The organism is Gemmatimonadota bacterium (assembly GCA_016704275.1).
In the GTDB taxonomy this organism is placed as follows: Bacteria; Gemmatimonadota; Gemmatimonadetes; order Gemmatimonadales; family GWC2-71-9; genus Palsa-1233.
The window spans coordinates 147,833-171,556 of the sequence record JADJAK010000005.1; the positions used below are offsets into that span (position 1 = coordinate 147,833).

Sequence of the window (23,724 nt, forward strand, 5' to 3'; positions counted from 1 at the left end):
GTCGGGACACCAAAGTAGCAACCCGCCCCCCCGAAGGGAACTTCCCTCGGCCCGACGGCCCCCGCTCCCGGCTGGCGCTCGAATTGCCCTTCCTCTCCGTGACAGGATCGCGGTTTCGCCTGAAACGGAGGGTTGTCATGCTGAACACCTGCGCTGCACCGCCTGAATCGCTCCTCCCCGACCTCCTCGAGGACGCAAAGCCGCAGCCTTCCGATCTCGGCATGATGCAATCGGTGCTCAACGCGATCCCCTCCGCTGTCATCATTCTGGACAGCGACCGGCAAATTTTCTTCGCCAATCGAGCCGCCACCCGCCTGGCGGGAAAACTCGGGCACACCGACGTCCAGGGGATGCGGGTGGGCGAGATGGTTGCCTGCCGGAACTTGGAAAGCGATGGCTCGGGTTGTGGGACCGCCAGGGGGTGCCGGACCTGTGGGGAGCTCCAGGCCTCCGCCACGGCGCTCCGAGGTCAGGAAGTGACCACCGAACAGCTGATCACCACGAAGTCAGGCGATTGCTACGAACTTCAGCTGACCGCCTCCCCGTTCGTCTGGCAGGGCGACGAGTACGCGCTCCTCGTGCTGACCGATATCAGCGCCGAGAAGCGGCGGGAGATGCTCGAACGGGTCTTGTTCCATGATGTCCTGAGCATGGCCACCGGGGTCTCCGGGCTCCTGGCGGAGGCCGCACGGGAACCCTCCCTCTACCCCGTGATCAAGGACGACCTCGCGATCTCGTCGCAGGCGTTGGTCACGGAGATCAAGGGCCAGCAACAGCTGATCGACGCCGAGCTCGGCAAGCTCGTCGTCCTGCCGGAGCCCGTTGTGGCGGACCACCTGCTGCGCGAGGTACGCGAGGCGTTTCAGTTCCATCCTGACGCCATGGGGAAGGAGATCGCGCTCGAGGCCGACCTCCCCTCGTTCATGCTGCGCTCCGATCCCTCCCTCCTGAAGCACATTCTCGGCAACCTGTTGAGGAACGCCCTGGAGGCGACCCTTCCCGGGACGACTGTCCGACTCGGCGCCGCGCGTGCGGGAACAGGCTGCGAGTTCTGGTGCTGGAACGAAGGCGTCATTCCGGCCGAGATCCAGCGGCAGATCTTCCAGCGGAGCTTCAGCACGAAGGGAAGCGGCCGCGGGACCGGGACCTACAGCCTGCGGCTGTTCGTGGAGGTCTACCTCGGTGGCCGGGTCGACTTCACGTCGAGCAAGGCGGCGGGGACGCGGTTCTTCCTCTGGTTGCCGATGGGGTAAGCGTCGGGTCCCATGCCGCCCTTCGCGTGAGCGTCATCGGCGCCCGAGCAATCCAGTTCCCGTCCTCCGGCGTACTTCGGGCAACCCAGCCGAGGACGCCCCCCAATGCGGCACAGCCTGCCACTCCTGTTGTTGTGCTCGACCCTCGCCGCGCCTGGAGTACTGGGCGCGCAGGGCGCGCTCGTTGTGTCCGGAACGGTCCGGTCGGCGGCCAATGCCACCCTCCTCGCGGGCGCGACGATCACCCTGCGGCAGGCGGGGCGGCGGGTGCTCGTTTCGCGTGAGGGGAGCTTTCGCGTCACCACCACCCTGGGCGAGTGGCTTGTCGCGGCGCAGATAGGCTTCGCGCCGGACTCGGTTCGTGTCGCATCCGCCACCGTGGTACTGCATCTCCGTCCGGCACCCATCCAGCTCTCGCCGATCACGACGGTGACGTCGCCGCTGGTGGCCGAGCGTGGCGCGCAGGAGGTGCGCGACCTCGATCGTGCGTTGCGGCCGCATGACTCCTCGCAGGAGCTGCTGCGGTTGGTGCCCGGGCTCGTGATTGCGCAGCACGGCGGGGGCGGCAAGGCCGAGCAGATCTTCCTGCGTGGCTTCGATGCCGATCATGGCACCGACGTCGCCATCTCCGTTGATGGGACACCGGTCAACATGGTCAGCCATGCGCATGGGCAGGGGTATGCCGACCTGCATTTCCTCCTGCCGGAAGTGGTCGGCGGGCTGCAGGTGCGGAAGGGGCCGTTCGATGTGCGCGATGGCAACCTCGCGACGGCCGGTGCGGTCGCGTTCACGACGGTGGATCGTTTGGCGAGCGCCAGCACCGAGGTGCGTGCCGGTGCCTTCAATGCCACGAGCGCACGGCTGCTGGTGCCGTTCGGCGGCGGAGCGGGTGCGTTCGGTGGTTACGCAGCGGGTGCCGTGGCACGTACCGACGGCCCATTCCTCGCCCCGCAGCGGTACCGACGGGCCAACGGCTTTGCCAAGGTTACCGCACCCATCACGGCGGCGGCCGAGTTCGTGGCGACGCTTTCCGCCTTCGACGCGACGTGGGATGCCTCGGGCCAGATCCCGCGACGCGCGGTGACGTCGGGCACCATCTCACGCTTCGGTTCGATCGACCCCAGCGAAGGGGGCAACACGCGTCGGGGCGACGTGTCGCTCGCGCTCCGCTCGCGTGGTGCGGATGCGCCGTGGCAACTGCGGGCCTACGCGGTGCGGTCGGACTTCGCGCTCTACTCGAACTTCACCTACTTCCTGGCCGACTCGGTGAACGGCGATGGCATCGCCCAGCACGAGTCGCGCACCATCGGTGGCCTGCAGGCCGATATGGCCCGGCCGACGATGCTCCTCGGGCGTGAGGGGCAGTTCGCGCTGCTGATGGGAGTGCGGGTGGACGGCGTCGACGTCGCGCTGCGCAATCAGACGCGGCGCGTGTTGCGCGATGACCGGTTGGTATCAACCATTGCGGAATCGAACTACTTCACGGCGCTGTCGCAGTCGGCGGCGCTAAGTAGCCGCGTGCATGCCACGCTTGGCGTGCGCGGCGACGTCTTCCGGCAGTCGGTCGTTGATCGGACCACCGGGCTGGCGGGGGGCGTCGCAGGGACCCGGACCACCGGCGTGGTATCGCCACGATTCTCCCTCGACGCCGTCGCGGGGCGGGGCGTCCGGATCACTGCGCAGATGGGCGCGGGCTTCCACAGCAACGATGCCCGTGACGTGGTGCAGGCCCCGCGTGCCGTCGCGGTGTTGCCCCGTGCGCTGGGCATGGAGCTCGGCGCGCGGCGGACGTGGGCGGGCGGCTCGGTGGCGGCGGCGCTCTGGCAAACCACGCTCGAGAGTGAACTGGTCTTCGTGGGCGACGAAGGAGTCACCGAGGCGAGTGGACGGACGCGCCGGATTGGCGCCGACCTGGAGGGTCGCGTGCGCCTCGCGCCGGGACTGTGGGCCGACGCCGATCTGAACCTGGCGCGGGGGCGCTTCCGTGATGAGCCGGCAGGTGCCGATCGCATCCCACTTGCTCCGACGCTGACCGCGACGGCCGGGCTCTCCCTCCGGGACCGCGGCCCCCTCACCGCCGGCATTCGCGTGCGGCACATCGGCGCCCGCGCCGCCGATGAACGCGGTGAGGTGATCGCCGAGGGGCAGACGATCACCGAGCTCTCGGCCGAACTCGCGCTGGGGCGCTGGGTCCTGATCGGCGGCGTCGAGAACCTCTTCAACGTGGAGTGGAACGAGGCGCAGTTCGCGACCACCTCCCGGCTCCGTGGCGAAGCCGGGCCAGTCACGGAGCTGCACTTCACCCCCGGGAGCGGTCGGGCGCTGCGGGTGGGGGTGCGGGTGGCGCGGTAGCAGCGGGTGGCGGCGCCAGCTTGCGCTGGGCGAGGTCAGGAGAGATCCTCCGGGGGCCACCTCCTGACATCGAGATGAGAATGTTGTTCCACGTTCCTGGCCTGCTCACGGCTTCCCTGTTGCTGCTTGGCGTCGGTCAGCTTCGGGCGCAAGCTGCCTGGCGACTGGTCGAGCAAGCACGCTATGGCTCCGCGACCGATCCTCGGGCGGAACTGACGAAGGTGCTCGGCGTGGCCGTCGCCCCGGACGGGGCGGTGCTGGTGCAGGAGGAAGCCACGCAGCGCATCCTGCGCTTCGGGCCCGACGGGCGCTTCCTCACCAGTGCCGGTGGGAAGGGCAGTGGGCCGGGCGAGTTCCGGTCGATGATGCCGTGGGGGCGCGCGTCGGACGGCACGCTCTGGATCAATGATCCCGGCAACAGCCGGGTCACGGTGATGGGCGCAGACGGCAGCTATCTCCGTACCATGCCGATCATGAACACCGATCGACTCCATGTCCCTGTGCAAGTGGATCGCGCCGGGCACCTGCTCATGCAGGTGATTCGCAATCCGCAGTCGCCCAATTTCGATATCGCGATGCAGCGACGTTCGAAGGACGGCACGGTCCTCGATACGCTCACCGTCCCGTCGTGCCCGCTGCTCGGCCCCCAACCGACTCGGATGCTCCGCGTGGCCAATCGTCCGATGGTGTATCCGTTGCTGCCTGCGGCCATTTCCGAAATCACTGCGGACGGCGCCGTCTGGTGTAGTGCTGGTGGCAACTACCGCGCGTTCAAATTGCGGCTCGGCCAGGGTGACACGCTGCGCGCGATCACCGGCAGCGCAGCGCCTATCCGCCATCCGTCGACGATCCGTGACAGCGCGATCGCGGAGTTCCGCCGGGCGGTCGTACAGGCCGGTGGAAAGGAGGGGGATGTCGACGCGAGTACGATACCGACCAAGCGACCCGCAATCATGTCGGTGGTGGAAGATGATGAGCATCGGTCTGGGTGATGGTCCCTGACGGCGGATGCGTCGGGCCAGCGATACGACGTGTATTCACAGGCTGGGGCCCCCTGGCCGCGCGCGTGTCGATCCCGGTCCTGCTCTACCCGCGGTTCACACGGGTGGTGCTCGGTAGCCATCTCTACGCCGTCGTGCGGGATGAGGACGATGTCCCCACCGTGGTCCGATTCCGGATTGTGAACGGGCGATGATCCGCGCCAACAGCACCAGACCCTCGAGGCCCTCATGCTGATTCGCCCGACCGCCATTGCCTGCGCGTTGCCTTCACCCCCTCGGCCACCGCCCAGCAGCCGCCCACGCTTATTCGCCTCGAACCCGGCACCTGCCCAACCTGCACGGTCACGCTCGAGAAGGTCGCCGTCATCGGCAAGGCGACCGGACAAGGAGCTGGCATCCCGGAGCACGCGAACTCCGTGCCCTGCGCGACGGCGGGACGCCGCGTGTCCGACATCCATGGCGAAGCGCCAATCCTCCGATACGATCGCTGGGAGGCTGCTCGGGCGATCGGCACGCTGGGAGACGGCCCGGGTGAGTATCGCGTCCTCGCGTCGTCCCGTGCTCGTGGGGACTCAATGAGTCTGCTGGGCCGTCGGCCGGGTCGACGACGATCTCGGTGAAGTCGGTCGTGGGCGCAGTGATCCACTGCCGCAGGGCACCCAGGCGTTTTTGAACACGTCGTCCTCACGGACGGCCGGGCGTCGTCAACATCCCGAACGCCGAAGGAACGGAGGTTCGCGCTACTGACGCCGAAGGCGCAGTTGACCGACGCGGTTCGGTCCGGTACCGACCTAGATTGTGGTGCCGCGGCAGGGGGGGCGTACCATCGGCGACACTACCCGGCCTGGGGCGCCAGCGCCTCCGGCGGCTGCTGGGCCGGGGCGACGTACTACCGCCATCGCTGGCAAAAGGTGGCGCCGACGGGACGGTGGTCCGGGACATCTAACGTTCGCCGACCCGGTTGCAGCCCTTCACCCATGCCGAGATCGAGGAGATGTCACAGCGGCTCGGCGAACTGCGGACGCCGCGCCACGGTGATGGTTGATCCGGTGTCACCCCGACCGGTGAAGTGCTCGCGGTGTATCGCGTCGCCGATGCCAACGGAAGGCCGATCCGAAGCGGCGCCGCCGCACCCGGTCGCCGGGGAATCTCCTGTAGAGAAGCTGGTGCCGACCGGGGGCATCGAACGCTACGTCGACGCCGTCCTCGAGGCCTATGAGGGAACGCGACGGCAGCCTTCTCGGGGCCTCGCGCGGCGTCACCATCCTCGAGCATCCTGCCGGCGCGCTGGAACGCGCACCGCTCATCGCGTTTGATTCGGTGCCGTTCGCCGAAGTTCGCGGTGACTCCACCTCGGACGATCTCTCGCGCGTCTTTGCTGGCGTCGCGCTCTCCGACGGCGGCTTCGCCTTCTTTGACCCGATGCGGGCTGGTGTCTGGATCGTCGACTCGGTCGGCGCCTTGCAGCGCGTCATCGGTCGTCGGGGTGAGGGGCCGGGAGAGTTCGAGGAGGTGGAGAGCGGCGTCGCGCGCGGCGTCGATGACACCCTGGCGGTCACCGATGTGTCGACGGCCCGCGTGACGATTCTCCACCCAACGGGTGGCGTGGTCCGTCAGGCACCTTTCGAGAGATCCCTCGGCGGGAACGCGTATGCCTTGAATGGAGGTCTTCCTGACGGGAGCTGGGTGGCCAGCCCATCGTCCTGGGTCATCGTGGGGATGGGTGCGCCTGCCTTTGGCCTCGAGCGTGGGGTGCCGGTCCTCCATGTCGACCCGTTCGCGGCACCGCCGCGGCGGGATTCGGTTGGGTTTCTCACATCGCTGAAGGCGGTGCGGGTTGTCACGAAGATGCGGGGCCGCGAGGAGCGGGGCGTGGTGATTCCAGAATTCACCAATCCCGGGCGAGGATTCGCGTGGGGTGGGAAGGTGGCCCTGTATGACAATCATCGCTGGGAACTCGTCCTCACGCCCCCCGTCGCGGGGGGGCAGCGGTCGGTCATTCGCGTCGTCGACGGTGCGCGCCACTCGACCCCTGCGTTGCTCGACAGCGTGGCCGCAGAACGACGCCGGAGGAGCGAGCGCGTGATCGCGGCGGGCAGGACACCCATGGAAACGCCTGAGGAAGCGGAATTCAATGCGCGAAGCACCCCGATGGCCGAGGTCGTCGCCCCCTTCGGGAGGGAATACGTCGCCCCGCGGGGCACGCTCTGGCTCGTCGACCAGAAGGTGCCGGGCGATCCCGCGATTGGCATGACAGCGCTCGACACGGCTGGGCGGCTTCTCGGGCGCGCGTTCCTCCCGCCGTCATCGGAGATCGTGGCTGTCGGCGAGGACCGCGTCCTGCTGCGGCACAAGGGCGAGGATGACGTGGTCGTGCTGCGGATCCACCGGCTGCGACGGTGAAAGTGCCGACGAGTAGCCTGCTCCTGCTCACCATCGGCGCCGCCGCCTGCACCTCGCGCCCCGAGGGCCCCGCAGTGGTGTACTCGGCCGACACCAGTCGCGCCGCGTATTCACAACTGCCGGATTCCTTCGACTACGTCACCACTGCGGTTCGGCAGATGGGCGAGCCGCCCCTGGTCGGGGCCAAGCTCCGCCCCGGCACGACGGTGATCCGCTTTGTGTGGGCGCGGTCGTTTCATCCCTACGTGGCGGTCCGATTCGTCATGGAGCCGAAGCAATGCGCGGTCATAACCACCGAGATGAAGCCGGAGGAGACCATTTCTCTGAGGACGCCGGATAGCGCCGGTCTGTCAGAGGCCGCTGCGACCACTCCCGGCAAGATCATCCGGCAGGACTCCGTGCCGCTGCTCGCGGGCGACTGCAAGGCGATGCGGACCACCCTCGAGCGCCTGGGGCTCTGGCAGGTCAAGTCGCGCACGCCTGGTGGACTCGATGGCTCCGACTGGCGCTTCGAGCGCGTGGATGCCAACGGCTACAGCTTCGTGCAGCGGTGGTCGCCGAACGCGCAGGAAGGGCACGAGCTCTGGAGTGCGGGGCTGGCGTTGCTCAAGATGGCCAACGCGCTCCCCTCCGGGCCGCGGGCGCTCTACTAGTCCTCGCCCGCACCAGGCTGTCATCATCCCGCCTCGATGCCCAGCTTCGCCCCGACCGACGCATTCTTCGAGCGACACATCTATCGTTGGAGTCGCTAGCAGGCCCCACGCGCCCGGAGCACCCCACGACCTCACCGATCTCGCGCCCGACCCCTCCCGCCGCCGACCTCGCCCCGCCAGGGGTGAACGTCGCCGGCGCGGCCGTGTCGCCCGCCGCCGCGGCGCTCTCGGCCCGCGTCGCCGAGCTGCTCGCGATGCTCGATCACTCCGGTGTCGTGCGCGTGGTGAACGTCGAACCGCTCCCCGATGGGAAGACCGGCTACGATCTGCGCATCCTCCCCGAGGCGCGCGCCCTGCCGAGCACCGGCGCGGCGCGGATCGGCGAGGCGGTGCAACTCGTCGCGCGCGTGGCCGACCTCCTGGTCCAGGGGAAGGCGGCCGGGATGGTGCTGCACGAGGTGACGGTCGATGGCGCACCGATCGCGGCCAGCCGTGCGGAGGTGGCCGGGCTCGGGACGTTGCTGCGCAGCATGCTGCCGAAGGGAACGGCGCAACTCCCGCCGGTTGTCGAGACCATCATCAGGCGGGCCCTCGACGCCGAGGCGCCCGACCGGTATCAATCGGTCACCGAGCTGCGCAGCGATCTCCTCAAGCTGCAACAGACCATTCCCGTTCCCGCGCGCGGGGGCACGGTCGAACTGACTCGCTCGGCGCAGTTGCTCGCAGCGATGGAGTTTCCCGACGTGGTCACGGTGGCCAGTGCGGGGCCGCTTCCCGACGGGCGCATCGGGTATGCGCTTCGTCAGCTGCTCGATGGCGATGTCCCGGCCCGCCTCGGGTTGACGAGCTCCGGCGACGTCGTCGCCCTGATGGCGCGGCTGAGCGACGCACTGACCCAGGGGCGCGACGCGGGGATGGTGCTCCGCGAGGTGACGTCGCGCGGGGTCACGCTCCCGTTCGCCGCCGGGGACGCGCGCGCCGAGCTGATGGCGCTCGGCACCATCCTGCGCGACGTGTTGACAGCGAGTCAGGGAGCGCCGACGGCGCCGCTTGCGGCCCTGATTCAGCGAGCGCTGGATCCGGAAGAGGCGAAACCGTTCGACAACGTGGCCGAGTTGCGCGATGAGCTCGTTCGGCAGCAGCAGGCGGCACGGTTGATTCCACTCCCCCCGCGGCCCCCGATCGAGGCGAAGAGCGGGGGGGAGTGGATCTGGTGGTTTGTCGCGGTGGCGGTGGTGCTGGTGTTCGCGGTGCTGATCTTCCGCTGATCGGTGGACGCCGTCCGGTCTGGCGCCGCGCCTAGCGGACGATCGTCATCCGACCGATCCGGCTCCGCCCGCCGGCCTCGACGTGATAGAAGTACACCCCCGAGGCGACGAGCGTGTTGCCGCGATCACGAAGGTCCCACATCACGCTGCCACCGGCGAAGCCCGCCGGGGGATCAAGCACGCGGATCAGCCTGCTGGAGGTCGAGTAGATCCGAAGGCGCGCCCCGACGGGGAGGTTCACGAAGGTGACTTCGCTGTTGGCGCCCGCCGAGGCGCTGGAGGCTACGTAGTACGGGTCCGGCACCGGATGCACCTGGGCGAGCGGATCGGAGCCGCTCGGGCCGGTCGTGCCAGTCACCGTCACTGACGTGAGGACCTTCGGCGATTCCATGGAACTCGGTCCCGAGCGAATCGAATTGATGTCGAAGGCGGTGACCGTGTAGAAGTACCGGACGCCGCTGCGAACATCCTGGTCGACATAGGTGAAGGGAACGCCGCTGTCGCGAAGCGCCGGGAAGCCGCGCGTCGTGAGCGCGGTGTCCACCTGACCCTGCAGCATCAGCACGTTTCCCGACGCCAGGAGCGTGCGGCCGCCGTAGTCCACCTGCACCAGCGTGCCATTCAACGGGTACGCGACCGATCCTGTGGCAGTGACACCGGGCGTGATCGGCGAGAAAACCGCCCGGCACTGTGGCGGTGTTCCGCGCCCGAGCTCAGGTGCACAGTCCGGCGTCTGCGGCAGGAGTCCACCTCGACCACGTTGCCGCCGAAGTCGGTGAACGACGTCCCCGCGTAGTCCCACTGGGCCACGAGTTCCAGCGTGGCCGGGTCATCGGTCCGGCCACGGTACAGTCGGTACCCTTCGACATCGAGGCGGCGGAAGTTCGGATCGTACATCGCGTTCGGGTCGTTGGCACCGGCGCGGTTGGCGGTCGAGGCGGCGGCGAAGTACGGGTCGCCACTCTGCTCGGTGCCCGATGGCTGCCACGAAACCGTGACCGTGCCATTCGCCGTCGTCACGGTGAACGTTGGCGCGGCCGGCGCCGAGGGCAGCAGGAACTTGTTGCCGAAGATCTGCTGTGCGAGTCGCGTCTTCGCCAGCAATGAGCGAGGCACGAGGTTGAACTCCCGCGCCTGCGGGATACGGTCGCCGTTGTCGGTGAAGCCGAGGAAGCCGGCGATCGAATCGATCTGGTTGACGCCACCGTACTTCGCGATCGAGTCGACCGAGGCGATCCACAGCGGCTGCCCAGGCCGGACGTTCGTGGCGGTCGTTGCGGTGAAGCCGGGGATGGCGACCGGGGCCGCATGCACCAGCGCCACCACGATCGTCGCACTCGCACCGGGGAGCAGCGTGTGGCCGGCGGCGGACTGGTAGTCGCGAACATCCACGCCCGATTGATGAACAAAGCAGACATGGGAGAGGCTGAGGGGGCCAGGGATGCTACACGAAGGGTCTCCCAGTGCGACATCGAAGTGCCCTGCAAACTGCCGCCAGAGTCGGCTCACGCTGCTCGGGTCCGTCGGGCAGACGGAGCTCCCGCAGGTGTTCGAGTACTGCCAGATCGCCGCAGGGCCGGTCGCGGTGCCGAGGAAGGCGATGCCGAGGAGCCCGGTGCCGGGGAAGAAGGGCGAGCCGAAGAGCTCCGGATCGTACCGCCAGGTGGCCAGCTGGGGAAACTTCGCGTTCCAGGAGAAGCCGAGGGCGAACGGCAGGTTGACCGAGGCAAAGTTGCCACCCGCGGTGCCGATGTCGGGGTCGCTCCGCCAGCCCGCGTAGAGCTCGTCGATGGCGTACCCCGCCTCGGGCAGCGTGATGCCGAAGCGAGCGTTGTTGAGCGCGTGGAAGTCCTGCGCCTTCTGCATCAGGAAGGTGCGCATGGCAGGGCGGTGCTGGGCGTAGTCTGCGGCGCGGAGCGAGGAGACGTTGTAGTAGGTCGCCACCAGATAGATGATGTCCGCGTTGCCGCTCGGATAGTTCCACCCGAGGACGCGCTGCTCGACGACCAGCCCGAGGGGATGGGGCCGCCCGCTGAGCAACACCGGATCGCCGTCCCAGGTGATCCAGTAGGCATCGGCATCCGAGGCATTCTTGCGCCCCTGGAGCGTCGGGTCGTAGAACGCGGCGACCGGATCGCCGCTCGGCACCAACGCCAGGTCAGGCCAGCTTGCCACGTCGGCGGGATTGGAGCCGGAATAGATCGGTGTGAGCGCCGTGCCGTGCTTCCGCGTACCCGAGGCATCAAAGAACATCGCGCCGCTGGTGTCACCGCCCCAGGGATTCGCGGGCTTGGTGCCGCGGATCAGCCCCGCGAACTGTAGTCCGCCCGCGAAGAGATAGGTGTTGGACGTGCCCCTCGGCCATACTCCCGCTGCCTGCGTCCCTTGGAGAAACTCCCCGGTGTTCCGGAGCTGCATGCCGACGCGATTGGCGCCGAAGAAGAGCTGCGGGTCCGGAAAGAGCCGGAATGTGGAACGCGCGGCGGGCGGCGCAGAAGCGGCCCAGGAGGACGCGGCGCCGGGGAGGGACACCGCGAGGGCGGCGACGAGGAGGCCGGAGGTGAGCAGGCGCACGAGCGGCACCTCTTGAGCTGCAGGGATTGGGCGTGGCCGGGGCGGGCATGCTATGCCCCAAGAATGGGTTCTCACGACCGACCCCGCAACCTTGCCCATCGGGGCACCCCCTCCCACCTTTCCCCGGTTCCCCCAACAATCGAGCCCCCGGATGGATGCGCTCCGCGCCAAGCTGGAGAACGCGCTGGCAGGTCAGTACACCTTCGAGCGTGAACTCGGCGGCGGCGGGATGTCACGCACCTACCTGGTGCGCGAGGACGCCCTCAATCGCCGTGTCGTGGTCAAGGTGCTCGCGCCGGAACTCCTCGCCGGAATTTCGGTCGAGCGTTTTCGCCGCGAAGTCCTCCTCGCCGCCCAGCTGCAACATCCGCACGTCGTCCCGGTCCTCACCGCCGGCGACACCGATGGCGTCCCCTGGTTCACGATGCCGTACGTCGATGGCGACTCGCTGCGGCACCGGCTCGCGAAGGGACCCGTGCCCCTCGCCGAGGCGGTGTCGATTCTGCGCGACGTGGCGCGCGCGCTGGCGTACGCGCATGGCAACGGCATTGTCCATCGGGACATCAAGCCCGACAACGTCCTCCTCTCCAGCGGCAGCGCGACCGTTACCGACTTCGGCATCGCGAAGGCGATCAACGCCGCCCGCACGACGCAGGGCGATGCCAACGCCACGCTGACCCAGGCGGGGATGTCGATTGGCACGCCCGCCTACATGGCGCCGGAGCAGGCGCTCGGCGATCCCGACACCGACCATCGCGCCGATCTCTACGCGTTCGGCGTGATGGCCTATGAGTTGATCGCCGGTCAGCCGCCGTTCCAGGCCAATTCGCCCTCGAAGCTGCTCGCGGCGCACATGAGCGAGGCGCCCCGCGACCTGTTGAGTGTCCGCCCCGATTGTCCTCCGGCGCTCGCCGCCGTGGTCATGGCCTGCCTCGCCAAGGAGCCGGAAGGTCGGCCGCAGGAGGCTCGTGCTGTGGCGCGGGTCCTCGACACCGTCACGACCAGTGGCACCGGCGCTTCAACGCCCGCCATCCTGCAGGGTGGCCGTATCCGACTCGGTCGTGCCACCGCGCTCTGGGCAGCGGCGACGGCAATCGTCGCGTTGACCGCCTGGGCCGCCACGCTGGCGATTGGCCTGCCAGAATGGGTGCTCCCCGGCTCGGTCGCGATCATGCTGGCCGGCCTCCCGGTCATCGCCTTCACCGCGTTCGCGCAGCGCACCACCTACCGGGCCTTCACCGCGACTCCCGGCACCGTGGTGCCGCAGGGCACCATGGCGACGCTGGCCATCAAGGCCTCACCCCACCTGACCTGGCGGCGGGCGTGGCTCGGTGGCGGGATCGCGGTCGGTGGCTTCGCCGCGCTCGTGATCGCCTTCATGGTGATGCGGGCACTCGGCATCGGGCCGATGGCCTCGCTGCAAGGGCAGGGCGCCTTCGGCGAGCGCGAGACGCTCATGGTGGCCGACTTCACCTCGCCGCCGAGCGACTCGACGCTGGGCGCGACGGTGGCCGAGGCGTTGCGGACCGACTTGGCGCAGTCGACGTCGCTGCGCGTGCTGACCCGTTCAGTGATTCGTGAAGCGCTCACGATGATGCAGAAGCCGATCGAAAGCGCGCTCCGCTTCGATCTGGCGCGCGAGATCGCCACCCGGGAAGGCGCCAAAGCCGTGCTCGATGGCAGCATTGAGCAACTTGGCTCCAGTTACATCGTCTCCGCCCGACTGGTGACGGCGCTCGATGGCAAGGACCTCGCGCTCTTCCGCGAAGAGGCGTCCAGTCAGGACGCCCTCCTCGCGGCGATCGGCAAGCTCTCCAAGCAGGTCCGCACCAAGGCCGGTGAGTCGATGAAGACCATCCGGGCCAGCAACGAATTGGAGCGCGTGACCACGCCGTCGCTCGCCGCGCTGCGCAAGTATGTCGAGGGGTCGCGCATCGCCGACGAGGAGAACGACAGTGAGCGCGGCCTCGCGCTGCTCGAGGAAGCGGTGCAGCTGGACACGTCGTTCGCGATGGCGTGGCGCAAGATTTCGGTCCTGCTCAACAACGAGGATCAGGATCGGCCCCGGATGATCGCCGCGATCAGCACCGCCTACCGGCACCGGGAACGGCTGACCGAGATGGAACGGCAGCTGACCGAGGGGTTCTACTACACCCGGGGGCCGACGCCCGATCGTCAGAAGGCGATCGCCGCGTACCGGGCCGCGGCAGTCATCGATTCCACCAGTACGTCCGCGATCAACAATGCCGCCGTCGTGCTCGGGGAGATGGGCGACCACGAGGCCGCGGAGTCGCTGTATCGCCGCGTGGTCAAGCTCAAGCACACCTTCGGGGGTGCCTACACCAACCTGCTGACCGAACAGATCGCCAACGGGCGCATCGCATCGCTGGATTCCACGGTGCAGCAGTATCGCGAGCGATTCCCCGGCAACGCCGGGCTCTGGGAAGCCGAGTGGTACACGGCGTGGGCCAAGGGGAACATCGTCCGCGCCGAATCGATCAGTCGTGCGGTGGCGGCCGCGCCCAAGTCGCTGCGCCAGACGGTCCGCGCGACCAGCGGCGTCGCCGGCCTCAGCGAGTACGGCGGTCGGCTCGGCCAGGCACGGGAGTGGCAGGCCAAGAGTTCCGAGGCGCTGTATCGGGCCCAGCCCACGCCCGCCAACCTGCTCGGCATTGCTATGGACAGCGTGTACTTCGAGCTCATGTATGTCAGCAAGGCCGCAGGCACCGCGACGGTGCAGCGTGCGCTGGCCCGCGTGCCGCCTGCGTCACTCGCCCCGAGCGAGCGGCCCTGGTACAACCTGCGCAACTTCGGCGTGATCGCGAAGGAACCGAAGTGGGCGCGTGAGGCGCTCGCCGGGGCGGATCGCGACCTCATTCCGCTGGCCGCAGACTCGCAGGGCGTCCGGGCGAGCTTTACCGGAGCGGTGGCCTTTGCGGAGGGTCGCTACGAGGACGCGATCCGCGACTTCACTTTCTCGGAGCAGCGCTTCTCGACCCGCCCGCGGATGGCGGCCCTGGTGCGCGGCTTGGCCTATCGCGAGCTGGGTCGCGCCGACTCGGCAATCGCCGCCTTCGAGCAATTCCTCGCAGCGCGGGATGCGACGGGTGAACTGGACATGCAGTGGCGTGCGCCGGTGCTGCAGTACCTCGGGGAGTTGTACGAGGCCAAGGGCAATCGGGCCAAGGCGCTCGAGCGCTATGGCCAGTTTACCGAGCAGTGGGCCAAGGCAGACCCGGCCCTGCAGGTGCGCGTCCGCGAGGTCCGTCAGCGGATGGCGAAGCTGCAGGGCGAATCGGGGTGAATCCGGTGCCGGAGCCTACGGCGTCTTCTTCACCGCCGGCACCGGCGCCATCGGCGTGATCATGTCGAAGGTGGTGACGTGCATGTTCAGCGCCGGCCCCATGCGGAAGGCGATCGCGGGACGGTTCGGGAGCGACGTGCGCGGCATCGAGCCGATCGATTTGCCGTTGGCCAGGAAGACCACCTCGTCGGTACCGATCGCGATCCGGAGCAGGTTGGTCGCATAGCCGTTCGAGTCCGGCTTGACCACCGCCTCGGCGGGCGCCCACGAGGCCGGCTGTTCCATCCCGCGCTGCACGCGAGCCACGGCCACCGACCCGTTCCGGCGCACCAACACGCCCACCCACGAATCGGGCGCGTCAAGATCGATCACGCCGAGGCCATAGGCGCCGCCTCCCGTGCCCGGGAAGAGGATCACCTTCGCCTCTGCGCCGCGGCGACCGACGATTCGCTGGTCGGTTGGAAAGAGATTCGCCCCCGAGGTGGTGGTGGTGAGGTGGAACCCCGGCGCCATCGAGGTGAAGGCCCACCCCGCCGAGTCTGGCGAGACACCGCGGACGTCGTGATGCCAGCTCCAGCCCGGCGGCGGGGTCACCTGGGCGGTCAGGGCCAGGGGCGCCAATGTCAGGAACAGGACAGCGGAACAGGCCGCGCGACGGGTCATGATGGGCTCCAGTGGGGCGAATTGGGGGGGTGGTTCCAAACATACGACGGATTCTCCGGTTGGTTGCACTCCGGGGCTGCAACCAAGGGATCCTTTCCGGCGTATCTCGGGGTAAGTATTTGTTCCGCTGCCTTTCGTCCTGCCCCCCAGTCACCCGGTTCCTCGATGCGCTCACTCCCGCTCGTCGCCCTGCTCATGCTCACCGCCGCCGCCACCTCGGCTCAGACCCCTGCGCCCAAGGTCGACGCCAAGCCCGCGAGTGCCGATTCGGCCAAGTCAAAGGCCCGCACCAAGCCGCTCTTCAAGCTCGACAAGGTCGAGTGGATGTCGGGCTGCTGGGCCGCCGAGACCGGCAACGACACGCGTGTCGAGGAAGACTGGAGTGCGGCCTCGGAGAACCTGATGCTGGCCACCACCCGCTACCTCACGAAGGGTCGGGCGACGGGCTACGAGTTCACGCGGATCGAAGCCACGGATTCGGGAATCGTCTTCGCCGCCGCGGCCGATGGCAAGCCGGAGCATGTCTACAAGCTGGTGCGCCAGGCGAGCGAGTATCTGCTCTTCGAGCGTGCCAGCAAGGAATTCCCGCAGCGCATCATCTATCGCCGTTCCTCTGACGGCGCCTTGATCCCGCGCAACGAAGGGGAAGGTCAGCCGAGCATTGAACTCCGCTTGATGCGGGTTCGCTGCGCCGGCGACAAGAAGTAGAGCGGAGCTCCCCCTGGGCGCCGTCATCGAGTCGATCAGCACCTTCCTCTTCAAGTATCCCCCACGCCTCTTCGCGCGGGGGGAATTGGTCGTGGCGCCGGTCGTCGCGCCGTGGGCACTGGCCGTGCTGGCCCTGCTGGCGGTCCTGCTGGCGGTATTCGCCGCGCGACGATTGCGCGGTCCATCGCGGGCGGAGCGGATCACGCTGGGCACGCTGCGCGCCCTGGCACTGCTGCTGGTGATCGCCTGCCTGCTACGACCCGCGGTCATCGTGTCGCGCGCGGTCCCGCAGCGCAATGTCCTCGCGATCCTCGTCGACGATTCCCGCAGCATGCGCATCGCCGATGCCGACTCCACTCGCCGCGTCGATGCCGCGCGCAAGGTCTTTGCCGATTCCGCCGCACTGGTCCGACGGCTCAGTGAGCGCTTCGCCCTCCGCTTCTTCCGCTTCAGCGCGACCGCCACCCCACTGACCGATCGCGCCTCTTGGACCGCCGCCGGGACGCGCACCGACCTTGCGACCTCGCTCGAGGCGGTTCGCCAGGAACTCGCCGACGTCCCGCTCGCCGGCGTCGTGGTCGTGAGCGACGGCGCCGACAACACCGCCTCAGACCTCGAGCCGCCGTTGCTTGGCTACCGGGTCCGGCGCGTGCCGCTCTACACCGTCGGCGTGGGCACCGAGCGCTTCGCCCGGGACATTGCGGTCGATCGCGTCTCGCTGCCGCGCTCGGTACTCGAGGGTGGTGCCGCCGTGGCCGACGTGACCCTCGGTGTGCGCGGCTACGACGGCGTCGACGTGAAGCTGACCGTGGAGGCCGATGGGCGCGTGGTGCACCAGGAGACGACGACGCTGCGCGACAAGCGCGAAGCCGTCTCGGTGCCACTCCGCATCCCGCCGCTGCCAAAGGGGACGCACCTGATCCGCGTGATCGCGACACCGCTCGACGGCGAGGCGATTCTCGAGAACAATGAGGCCCAGGGTGTCTTGCGCGTGCGCCCCGGGCGCGAGAAGGTGCTCTATCTCGACGGTGAGCCACGGCCGGAGTTCGCCTTCATCCGTCGCGCCGTCGCCGAGGACAGCGCGCTCCAGCTCGTCGCGCTCCTGCGGAGCGCGGAGGGGAAGTACCTCCGGCTCGGGGTCGATGACTCGCTCGATCTCTCCAGCGGCTTCCCGGTCCGCCGTGCCGAGCTCTTCCGCTACCGCGCCATCGTGTTGGGCAACATCGAGGCGGCGTTCTTCAGCGGCGACCAGTTGCGGATGCTGGCCGACTTCGTCTCGCAGCGTGGCGGCGGGCTGCTGATGCTCGGCGGGCGCGGCACCCTCGGCGAGGGCGGTTACGCGGGGACGCCGGTCGATGAAGTCTTGCCATTCGCACTTCGGGCCAGTGGCAACGATCCGAGTTTCGCCGAGCTCGCCGTCCGACCCACGGCGGCCGGGGATCGGTCAGCCGATGCTGCAACTCGCCGCGACACGGACCGCCAACCAGGCGCGGTGGGCAGCGTTGCCGCCGGCGACGACGGTGAATCGGCTCGGCCCGCTCCGCCCCGGTGCCACTCTCTGGCTGGAGGGCACGCCGGCCGGTGGTGGTCCCGCTCGACCCGTCTTCGCCACGCAGCGCTATGGCCGCGGCATCAGTGCCGTGCTGGCCCTGCAGGACTCCTGGCTCTGGCGGATGGATCCGAAGGCGCCGCTGGAAGACATGGCCCATGCCACCTTCTGGCGGCAAACCTTGCGGGGTCTGCTCGACGAAGTGCCGGATCGGGTCGAGGTTGCCACCATTCCCGAGCGCGTCGGACCCGGCGAGGTCGTGACGGTGCGTGCACGCGTGGCCGACGAGACGTTCGGGGATGTCAACGATGCCAGCGTCGTGGTGACGGTGACGCCGCCGATCGGCGAGCCTTATGACGTGACACTCGATCGCGTGCCGCGCGAGGAAGGGACGTACCTCGGCCGGTTCACGGCGACGGACGCCGGGCCGTATGCGCTCGCGACCGCCGCACGACGCTTCACCGACACGACCTTCGCGGCACCGCAGATCCTCCTCGCCGACACCTTGGGTGTCGACATGGAGCGGGCGGAGCTGCGCACGCCCTTGCTGCGGCAGATCGCCGATGAAACCGGGGGTCGCTACTACCCGCTGGCCGATGCCGAGAAGCTGGTTGACGATGTCCAACTCACCGAGAGCGGCATCACCGTGCGTGACGCGCGCGATCTCTGGGATGCGCCGATCGTCTTCTTCGCGCTCCTGGCGTTGCTGGTGGCCGAGTGGGGCCTGCGCCGCCGCTGGGGGCTGTCGTGAGGCGCCTCGCCTTGCTGCTTCTGCTGGCCTGGGTTGCGCCGCTCGCTGCGCAGGATGGTCGCGTCCACGTGCTGCTCGTCACCGGATTGGGTGGCGAGCCGGCAGAGGGACGCGGCTTCGTCGAGGCGGCGACGCAGATTCACGAGACGGCGCGGACCCGGTGGGGCGTGGCCGACTCGTCGCTGATTTTCCTGGCGGAACGACCGGCCGAAGACTCAGCCCGAATCAGCGGTCGCTCGACGCGGGAGGAGATTGCGGCGGCGATGCTGCGCCTCTCCCGGCGTGCGGCGGCCGGCGATGTGCTGCTAGTGGTCGTGATCGGACATGGCAGTGGCGAGGGAGCGGAGTCCCGAGTGAACCTCCCCGGGCCGGATCCGACGGCCGCGGAGTGGAATCTCTGGCTCTCGGGCTTTGCCCAGCAGACCGTGGTGGCCATCGTGGCCGCAAGCGGCAGCGGCGATTTCTTGCCGCAGCTGTCCGGGACGAATCGCGTGGTCATGACCGCCACCAAGAGCCCCAGCGAACGCAACGCCTCGATCTTTGCGTCGCGCATCTCTCGCGCGCTTTCCAGCGGGGACGCCGACGCCGACAAGGATGGCGCGGTCTCGGCCCTCGAGGCGTATCGCTTTGCGAAGGCCGCGGTGGCGCGTGCCTACGACGACGACAAGAAGCTGCTGACCGAGCACGCCCAGCTCGATGACAATGGTGACAAGCTCGGCAGCGTCGATCCCGGTGTTGCCCCGTCGCTCGACGGCGCGCTGGCAGGCCGCACCACCTTCCAACGCCGGGCCGAGAGCACCGACCCCCGGATCGTGGCGCTGATCGCGGAGCGTCGTGCGCTCGAAGCACAGCTGTCCGCGTTGCGGGCACGGAAGGCGTCGACGGACTCGACGGTCTACGAACGGGACCTCGAGAATCTGCTGCTTGAGATTGCCAAGCGGACGCGCGCCATTCGGCAGATCGAACAGGGCGGGCCACGATGAGACGCCTCCTTGGAGTGCTGTTCCTGCTCGTCGTGCCGGGCGCACTCGAAGCCCAGCAGTCGTCGGCCTCAGCGGTCCGCCGCCTCGCGGACGCGGGCCAGCTTGCTGCCGCGGAGTCGTTGGCCAGGAGCGGGGGCGCCGCACTGCAGCCGGTCCTCGGCGATATCCTCGTGCTCCGCGGACAACTGCCCGCCGCCGACTCGGTGTACGCTGGCGTCGGTCCACGTTCCCGAGCGGCCCAGGTCGGTCGCGCCGAGATCGCACTGCGTCGTGGCGACCGTGCCTCGGCGGTGCAGCTGGCGCAGCTGGTGACCCAGGCCTACACGCAACGCGCCGCCGAATGGAGCGTGGAGGATCGTGTCGCCGCGGGACGCGCCTACCTCATCCTCGGTGGGGATGCGGCCACGGTCCGCAGTGCACTCGCGGCCTTCGATGCGGCCGCCAAGGCCGATCCGGCGGACCCCGACGCCTCGCTCCGCGTGGCCGACCTCTTCCTCGACAAGTACAACGCGCCCGATGCCGAAGCGGAGTACCGCGCGGTGCTCCAGCGCGACAGCAGCAACGCCCGCGCCCGCCTCGGTCTCGCCAAGGTGATGGCGTTCCTCGGCGACGGGAAGGCGCTCCCGGCGGTGCGTGGGGCGCTCCAAAGCAATCCGCGTCTCGTTCCAGCGGAACTCCTGCTCGCGCGGCTGCACCTCGAGGCCGAGGCATACGACTCTGCCTCGGCGGCGGTCGACCGGGCGCTGGCGGTGGATTCGACGGCGATGGCGGCCTGGGCCACGCGCGCGGCGATCGCCTGGCTGCGCGCCGACACGACCGCCTGGCGCGCTGCGGAACGTCGGGCCCTCGCCATCAACCCGCTGGCCACCGAGTTCTATGCGGAACTCGGGGAGACCGCGGCGCGAGTGCGTCGCTATGCCGATGCCGCACGGTACGCGGCGCAGGGTGCCGCACTCGATAGCCTCGCCCCGCGCGTGCTCGGGGTCCTCGGCGTCAATGAACTCCGCCTCGGTCGCGTGGCATCGGCCAGACAGTCCCTGGGTCGTGCCTTCGCACTCGATCCATTCAATCTCTGGCACAAGAACACGCTCGACTTGCTCGATCGGCTCGATGGTTTTCGCACCGTGAAGAGTGCGCGCTTCGAGCTCGTCATGCCGGCCGCCGAGGCCGACCTGCTGTCGCTCTACCTGGTGCCGCTGCTGGAGTCGGCCTACGACTCCCTCGCGCTGCGCTACGGTTACCGCCCGCCGACGCCAATCCGCCTTGAGCTCTACGATCGACATGCCGACTTCTCGGTGCGCACCAGCGGTCTCGCGGGCATCGGGGCGCTCGGCGTCTCCTTCGGGACGGTGCTGGCGATGGACGCTCCCGCGGCCCGTGCGCCGGGCGATTTCAACTACGCGTCGACGGCGTGGCACGAACTGGCACACACCTTCACGCTCGGCCTCTCGGACAACCGGGTGCCGCGGTGGATTTCCGAAGGCCTGTCGGTTCTCGAGGAACGGCGTACCGGGCATGGGTGGGGGATGCAGGTCTCGCTCACCTTCCTCGAGACCGTCGCGGCGGGGAAGCTGCTGCCGGTCAGCCGGATCAACGAAGGATTGGTGCGGCCGAGCTATCCGGAGCAGATCGGCGACAGTTACCTGCAGGCCTCGCTGGTCTGCGAGATGATCGAGGCGGAGCACGGTGTCGCGGCATTGCGGGCGATGCTGGCCGGCTTTGCACGCGGTTGGGACATGGCGACGGTGCTGCAACGGACGGTCCGGCTGACACCCGCGGCGTTCGACGCGCACTTCGATCAGTGGCTGCGCGCACGGTATGCCATCCCGTTGGCGGCGATCGGCACAACGAGCGCCGGGGCCCCGACCCCGAACCCGATCCGGCTGGCCGTGAAGGAAGGGAGCACGCTCCTGGCCTCGGGGCAGGTGGCGGCCGGGCTCGCTCGATTGGCCGAAGCGGAGCGACTCTTCCCCGGGTATCCTGCGGCGGATGGTCCGGCATGGCCCCTCGCCAAGCACTACGCCGCGACGGGGCGACCGGCCGACGCGGCGCCCCTGCTCGCGCGGATCACCGCCCAGGGCGAAACGGCGCTCGAGCCGAACCTGTTGCAGGCGACGGTGCTCGAGCAGTTGGGCAACCCCGGCGGCGCCGCCGATGCCGTGCAGCGAGCGCTCTGGATTGCCCCACGGGACATTGCCCGACATGAATGGCTCGCGCGGCTGGCGGATCAGTCCGGCCGCTTCGCGCTGGCGGTGCAGGAGCGGCGGGCGGTCATTGCCCTGCGACCGCCGAATCCGTTGGAGGCCAGGTACCAGTTGGCCAAGGCGCTGCAGCGCGCCGGAGGTGTTGCCGCCGCCCGCACCGAGCTCTTGCGCATCCTTGAGGAAGCGCCCGGCTTCGAGAAGGCCCAGGAACTCCTGCTCGACCTGCGAGGAGGGAAGTGATGATCCGAACTAGCTGGCGCCCGCTGCTCGTCGGGGCCGTGTTGCTTGTCGGTGGTACCGCCCTGTCGGCACAGCGGGGCGGGGGCTATCCGACCGAGATCAACAACGTCCCGTATGACGGCCGCTTTACGTACGCCCGCATCAAGTACACCGCGGTCGACATGGGTCGTGGCGGCTTCCGTGGCCGCTTCGATCCGATGTGGAACCATGACTATCCACGTTCCGATCGGACCTTTCCGCAGATCCTCTCGGAGCTGAGCACCATCAAGGCGCGCATCGACGGCAGCGTGGTGTACACCGCCGACGACCCGCTCCTGCATCGCTTCCCGGTGGCGTATCTCTGCGAGGTCGGGGCGTGGGTGCCGAGCGAGGCGGAGGTCGTCGGGCTGCGGAGCTACCTGGTCAAGGGCGGCTTCGTGATCGTCGATGACTTTGGCGGCGCGCAGGAACTCGACAACTTCGATCGGCAGCTCGCCCGGGTCCTCCCGGGGACGCGCCGGATCCGGCTCGACGTGAGTCATCCGCTCTTCGACACCTTCTACCAGATCACCGACCTTTCCTTCGGTGAGGCGTTCGGGCGGAGTGCCGGTCCGGAACTGTACGGCATCTTCCAGGACAACGACCCCGCCAAGCGGTTGATGATGGTGGTCAACTACAACTACGACATCTCGGAGCGGTGGGAGTGGTCCTTCACCGGCCGCGATCCGCTGCCCACTGGCGATGCCTTCAAGTTGGGCATCAACTACGTGATCTACTCCTTCACTCACTGACAGAGGCCCCGGCGTGACCAACACCCCTTCCTCCAGCGCATTGGACGGCCTCGACGATGGCGCCCTCGCCGAGCGACTCGCCGACGCCAGCCGCCGGATCACCACCGAATTGCGCAAGGTGATCGTCGGCCAGGATGCGGTCGTCGAGCAGGCGCTGATCGCCCTCTTCGCCGGCGGCAACTGTCTGCTGGTCGGCGTCCCCGGTCTCGCCAAGACGCTGCTGATTCACTCGCTCTCGCGCGCGCTCGATCTGCGCTTCTCGCGGATCCAGTTCACGCCGGACCTGATGCCGAGCGACGTGACCGGTACGGACATGATCACCGACGACCCGGAGACCGGGCGGCGCAAGCTCGCCTTCCTGCCGGGGCCGATCTTCGCCAACGTGGTCCTGGCGGACGAGATCAACCGCACGCCGCCGAAGACGCAGGCCGCGCTCCTGGAGGCGATGCAGGAACGTCGCGTCACGGTGCAGGGGAAGACCTATCCGCTGGAGCCGCCGTTCTTCGTCTTCGCGACGCAGAACCCGATCGAGCTCGAGGGCACCTATCCGCTCCCCGAGGCGCAGCTCGACCGCTTCATGTTCGAGGTGCTGCTGGACTACCTCCCCGAGGAGGAAGAGGTCGCCGTCGTGCAGGCGACGACGACCGTCCCCCCGGAGGCGATCAACCCGGTGGTTTCGCGCGACGAGATCCTCGCCTTCCAGCGGCTGGTGCGCCGCGTACCCGTCGCCGATGCCGTGGTCCGGTACGCGGTGAAGCTGGTGCGGCTGAGCCGCCCGGTCGATGGCGCACCGGACTTCGTGCGGCAGTGGCTGGCATACGGTGCCTCGGTGCGCGCGGCGCAGGCGCTGGTGCTTGGCGGCAAGGCGCGGGCACTGGTGCAGGGGAGGGCGCACGTGTCGTTCGACGACATTCGCGCCCTTGCCCGTCCGGTCTTCCGGCACCGGTTGCTCCGGAACTTCCAGGCGCAGTCGGAGAAGGTGACCACGGATCAGTTGGTCGATCGCCTCCTCGACGTCGCGCCGATGCCGCGGTCGGGGCTCTGAGTC

At 68.7% G+C, this 23,724-nt stretch carries 17 protein-coding genes; 14 read left to right on the forward strand and 3 right to left on the reverse strand.

Features of this window, described 5'->3' with window-relative positions:
- The first annotated feature begins 137 nt into the window (after positions 1-137).
- From IPG05_11410 to IPG05_11435, 6 genes are all read left to right on the forward strand, one after another.
- The gene (locus tag IPG05_11410; GenBank protein MBK6495685.1) at positions 138-1,253 is read left to right on the forward strand and encodes a PAS domain-containing sensor histidine kinase; all 1,116 of its coding nucleotides are present in this window, start codon (positions 138-140) and stop codon (positions 1,251-1,253) included.
- A 105-nt stretch (positions 1,254-1,358) separates the two neighbouring features.
- Positions 1,359-3,605 (forward strand): TonB-dependent receptor plug domain-containing protein, encoded by a 2,247-nt coding sequence (locus IPG05_11415; GenBank protein MBK6495686.1) that lies wholly within the window; start codon positions 1,359-1,361, stop codon positions 3,603-3,605.
- Positions 3,606-3,685: 80 nt separating this feature from the next.
- Entirely contained in the window at positions 3,686-4,597 is a 912-nt protein-coding gene (locus IPG05_11420; protein MBK6495687.1) for a hypothetical protein, read from the forward strand.
- Between the two features lie 1,224 nt (positions 4,598-5,821).
- Positions 5,822-7,009, forward strand: a complete 1,188-nt coding sequence (locus IPG05_11425; GenBank protein ID MBK6495688.1) for a hypothetical protein — start codon at positions 5,822-5,824, stop codon at positions 7,007-7,009.
- A 2-nt stretch (positions 7,010-7,011) separates the two neighbouring features.
- On the forward strand, positions 7,012-7,662 hold the full coding sequence (locus IPG05_11430; GenBank protein ID MBK6495689.1) for a hypothetical protein: 651 nt from the start codon (positions 7,012-7,014) through the stop codon (positions 7,660-7,662).
- 182 nt (positions 7,663-7,844) lie between these two features.
- On the forward strand, positions 7,845-8,930 hold the full coding sequence (locus IPG05_11435; protein MBK6495690.1) for a hypothetical protein: 1,086 nt from the start codon (positions 7,845-7,847) through the stop codon (positions 8,928-8,930).
- A 31-nt stretch (positions 8,931-8,961) separates the two neighbouring features.
- On the opposite strand, the gene IPG05_11440 is transcribed toward IPG05_11435, so the two are convergent.
- Together IPG05_11440 and IPG05_11445 are read right to left on the reverse strand one after the other, a co-directional pair.
- Entirely contained in the window at positions 8,962-9,555 is a 594-nt protein-coding gene (locus IPG05_11440) for a hypothetical protein (protein MBK6495691.1), read from the reverse strand.
- A complete protein-coding gene (locus IPG05_11445; protein MBK6495692.1) occupies positions 9,552-11,513 on the reverse strand; it encodes a hypothetical protein in 1,962 nt (653 codons plus the stop codon). The genes IPG05_11440 and IPG05_11445 overlap by 4 nt, the downstream gene beginning before the upstream one ends.
- Positions 11,514-11,655: 142 nt before the next feature.
- Here IPG05_11445 and IPG05_11450 point away from each other — a divergent pair, with 142 nt between their 5' ends.
- Positions 11,656-14,808: a protein kinase gene (locus IPG05_11450; protein MBK6495693.1), complete on the forward strand. Its 3,153-nt coding sequence runs from the start codon at positions 11,656-11,658 to the stop codon at positions 14,806-14,808.
- Between the two features lie 15 nt (positions 14,809-14,823).
- On the opposite strand, the gene IPG05_11455 is transcribed toward IPG05_11450, so the two are convergent.
- On the reverse strand, positions 14,824-15,471 hold the full coding sequence (locus tag IPG05_11455; protein MBK6495694.1) for a hypothetical protein: 648 nt from the start codon (positions 15,469-15,471) through the stop codon (positions 14,824-14,826).
- Between the two features lie 165 nt (positions 15,472-15,636).
- On the opposite strand from IPG05_11455, the gene IPG05_11460 reads away from it, so the two are divergent.
- The 7 genes from IPG05_11460 (at position 15,637) to IPG05_11490 (ending at position 23,721) form a co-directional block, all read left to right on the forward strand.
- Positions 15,637-16,179, forward strand: a complete 543-nt coding sequence (locus IPG05_11460) for a hypothetical protein (protein MBK6495695.1) — start codon at positions 15,637-15,639, stop codon at positions 16,177-16,179.
- Positions 16,180-16,270: 91 nt separating this feature from the next.
- On the forward strand, positions 16,271-18,085 hold the full coding sequence (locus IPG05_11465) for a VWA domain-containing protein (GenBank protein MBK6495696.1): 1,815 nt from the start codon (positions 16,271-16,273) through the stop codon (positions 18,083-18,085).
- A gap of 1 nt (position 18,086) precedes the next feature.
- A complete protein-coding gene (locus IPG05_11470; GenBank protein ID MBK6495697.1) occupies positions 18,087-18,479 on the forward strand; it encodes a hypothetical protein in 393 nt (130 codons plus the stop codon).
- Positions 18,476-19,462: a hypothetical protein gene (locus IPG05_11475; protein ID MBK6495698.1), complete on the forward strand. Its 987-nt coding sequence runs from the start codon at positions 18,476-18,478 to the stop codon at positions 19,460-19,462. The genes IPG05_11470 and IPG05_11475 overlap by 4 nt, the downstream gene beginning before the upstream one ends.
- On the forward strand, positions 19,459-21,906 hold the full coding sequence (locus IPG05_11480) for a tetratricopeptide repeat protein (protein MBK6495699.1): 2,448 nt from the start codon (positions 19,459-19,461) through the stop codon (positions 21,904-21,906). The genes IPG05_11475 and IPG05_11480 overlap by 4 nt, the downstream gene beginning before the upstream one ends.
- Positions 21,906-22,676: a DUF4159 domain-containing protein gene (locus IPG05_11485; protein MBK6495700.1), complete on the forward strand. Its 771-nt coding sequence runs from the start codon at positions 21,906-21,908 to the stop codon at positions 22,674-22,676. The genes IPG05_11480 and IPG05_11485 overlap by 1 nt, the downstream gene beginning before the upstream one ends.
- Before the next feature lie 40 nt (positions 22,677-22,716).
- Positions 22,717-23,721 carry a MoxR family ATPase gene (locus IPG05_11490; protein ID MBK6495701.1) on the forward strand — a complete coding sequence of 335 codons (1,005 nt, stop codon included), beginning with the start codon at positions 22,717-22,719 and terminating at the stop codon, positions 23,719-23,721.
- The last annotated feature ends 3 nt before the right edge of the window (positions 23,722-23,724 follow it).

Coding starts and splice junctions, on each gene's coding strand:
- IPG05_11450 (MBK6495693.1), top strand. CDS start 11,656: ATGGATGCGCTCCGCGCCAAGCTGGAGAACGCGCTGGCAGGTCAGTAC.
- IPG05_11480 (MBK6495699.1), top strand. CDS start 19,459: ATGAGACGCCTCCTTGGAGTGCTGTTCCTGCTCGTCGTGCCGGGCGCA.
- IPG05_11460 (MBK6495695.1), top strand. CDS start 15,637: ATGCGCTCACTCCCGCTCGTCGCCCTGCTCATGCTCACCGCCGCCGCC.
- IPG05_11425 (MBK6495688.1), top strand. CDS start 5,822: ATGAGGGAACGCGACGGCAGCCTTCTCGGGGCCTCGCGCGGCGTCACC.
- IPG05_11420 (MBK6495687.1), top strand. CDS start 3,686: ATGTTGTTCCACGTTCCTGGCCTGCTCACGGCTTCCCTGTTGCTGCTT.
- IPG05_11485 (MBK6495700.1), top strand. CDS start 21,906: ATGATCCGAACTAGCTGGCGCCCGCTGCTCGTCGGGGCCGTGTTGCTT.
- IPG05_11410 (MBK6495685.1), top strand. CDS start 138: ATGCTGAACACCTGCGCTGCACCGCCTGAATCGCTCCTCCCCGACCTC.
- IPG05_11415 (MBK6495686.1), top strand. CDS start 1,359: ATGCGGCACAGCCTGCCACTCCTGTTGTTGTGCTCGACCCTCGCCGCG.
- IPG05_11455 (MBK6495694.1), bottom strand. CDS start 15,471: ATGACCCGTCGCGCGGCCTGTTCCGCTGTCCTGTTCCTGACATTGGCG.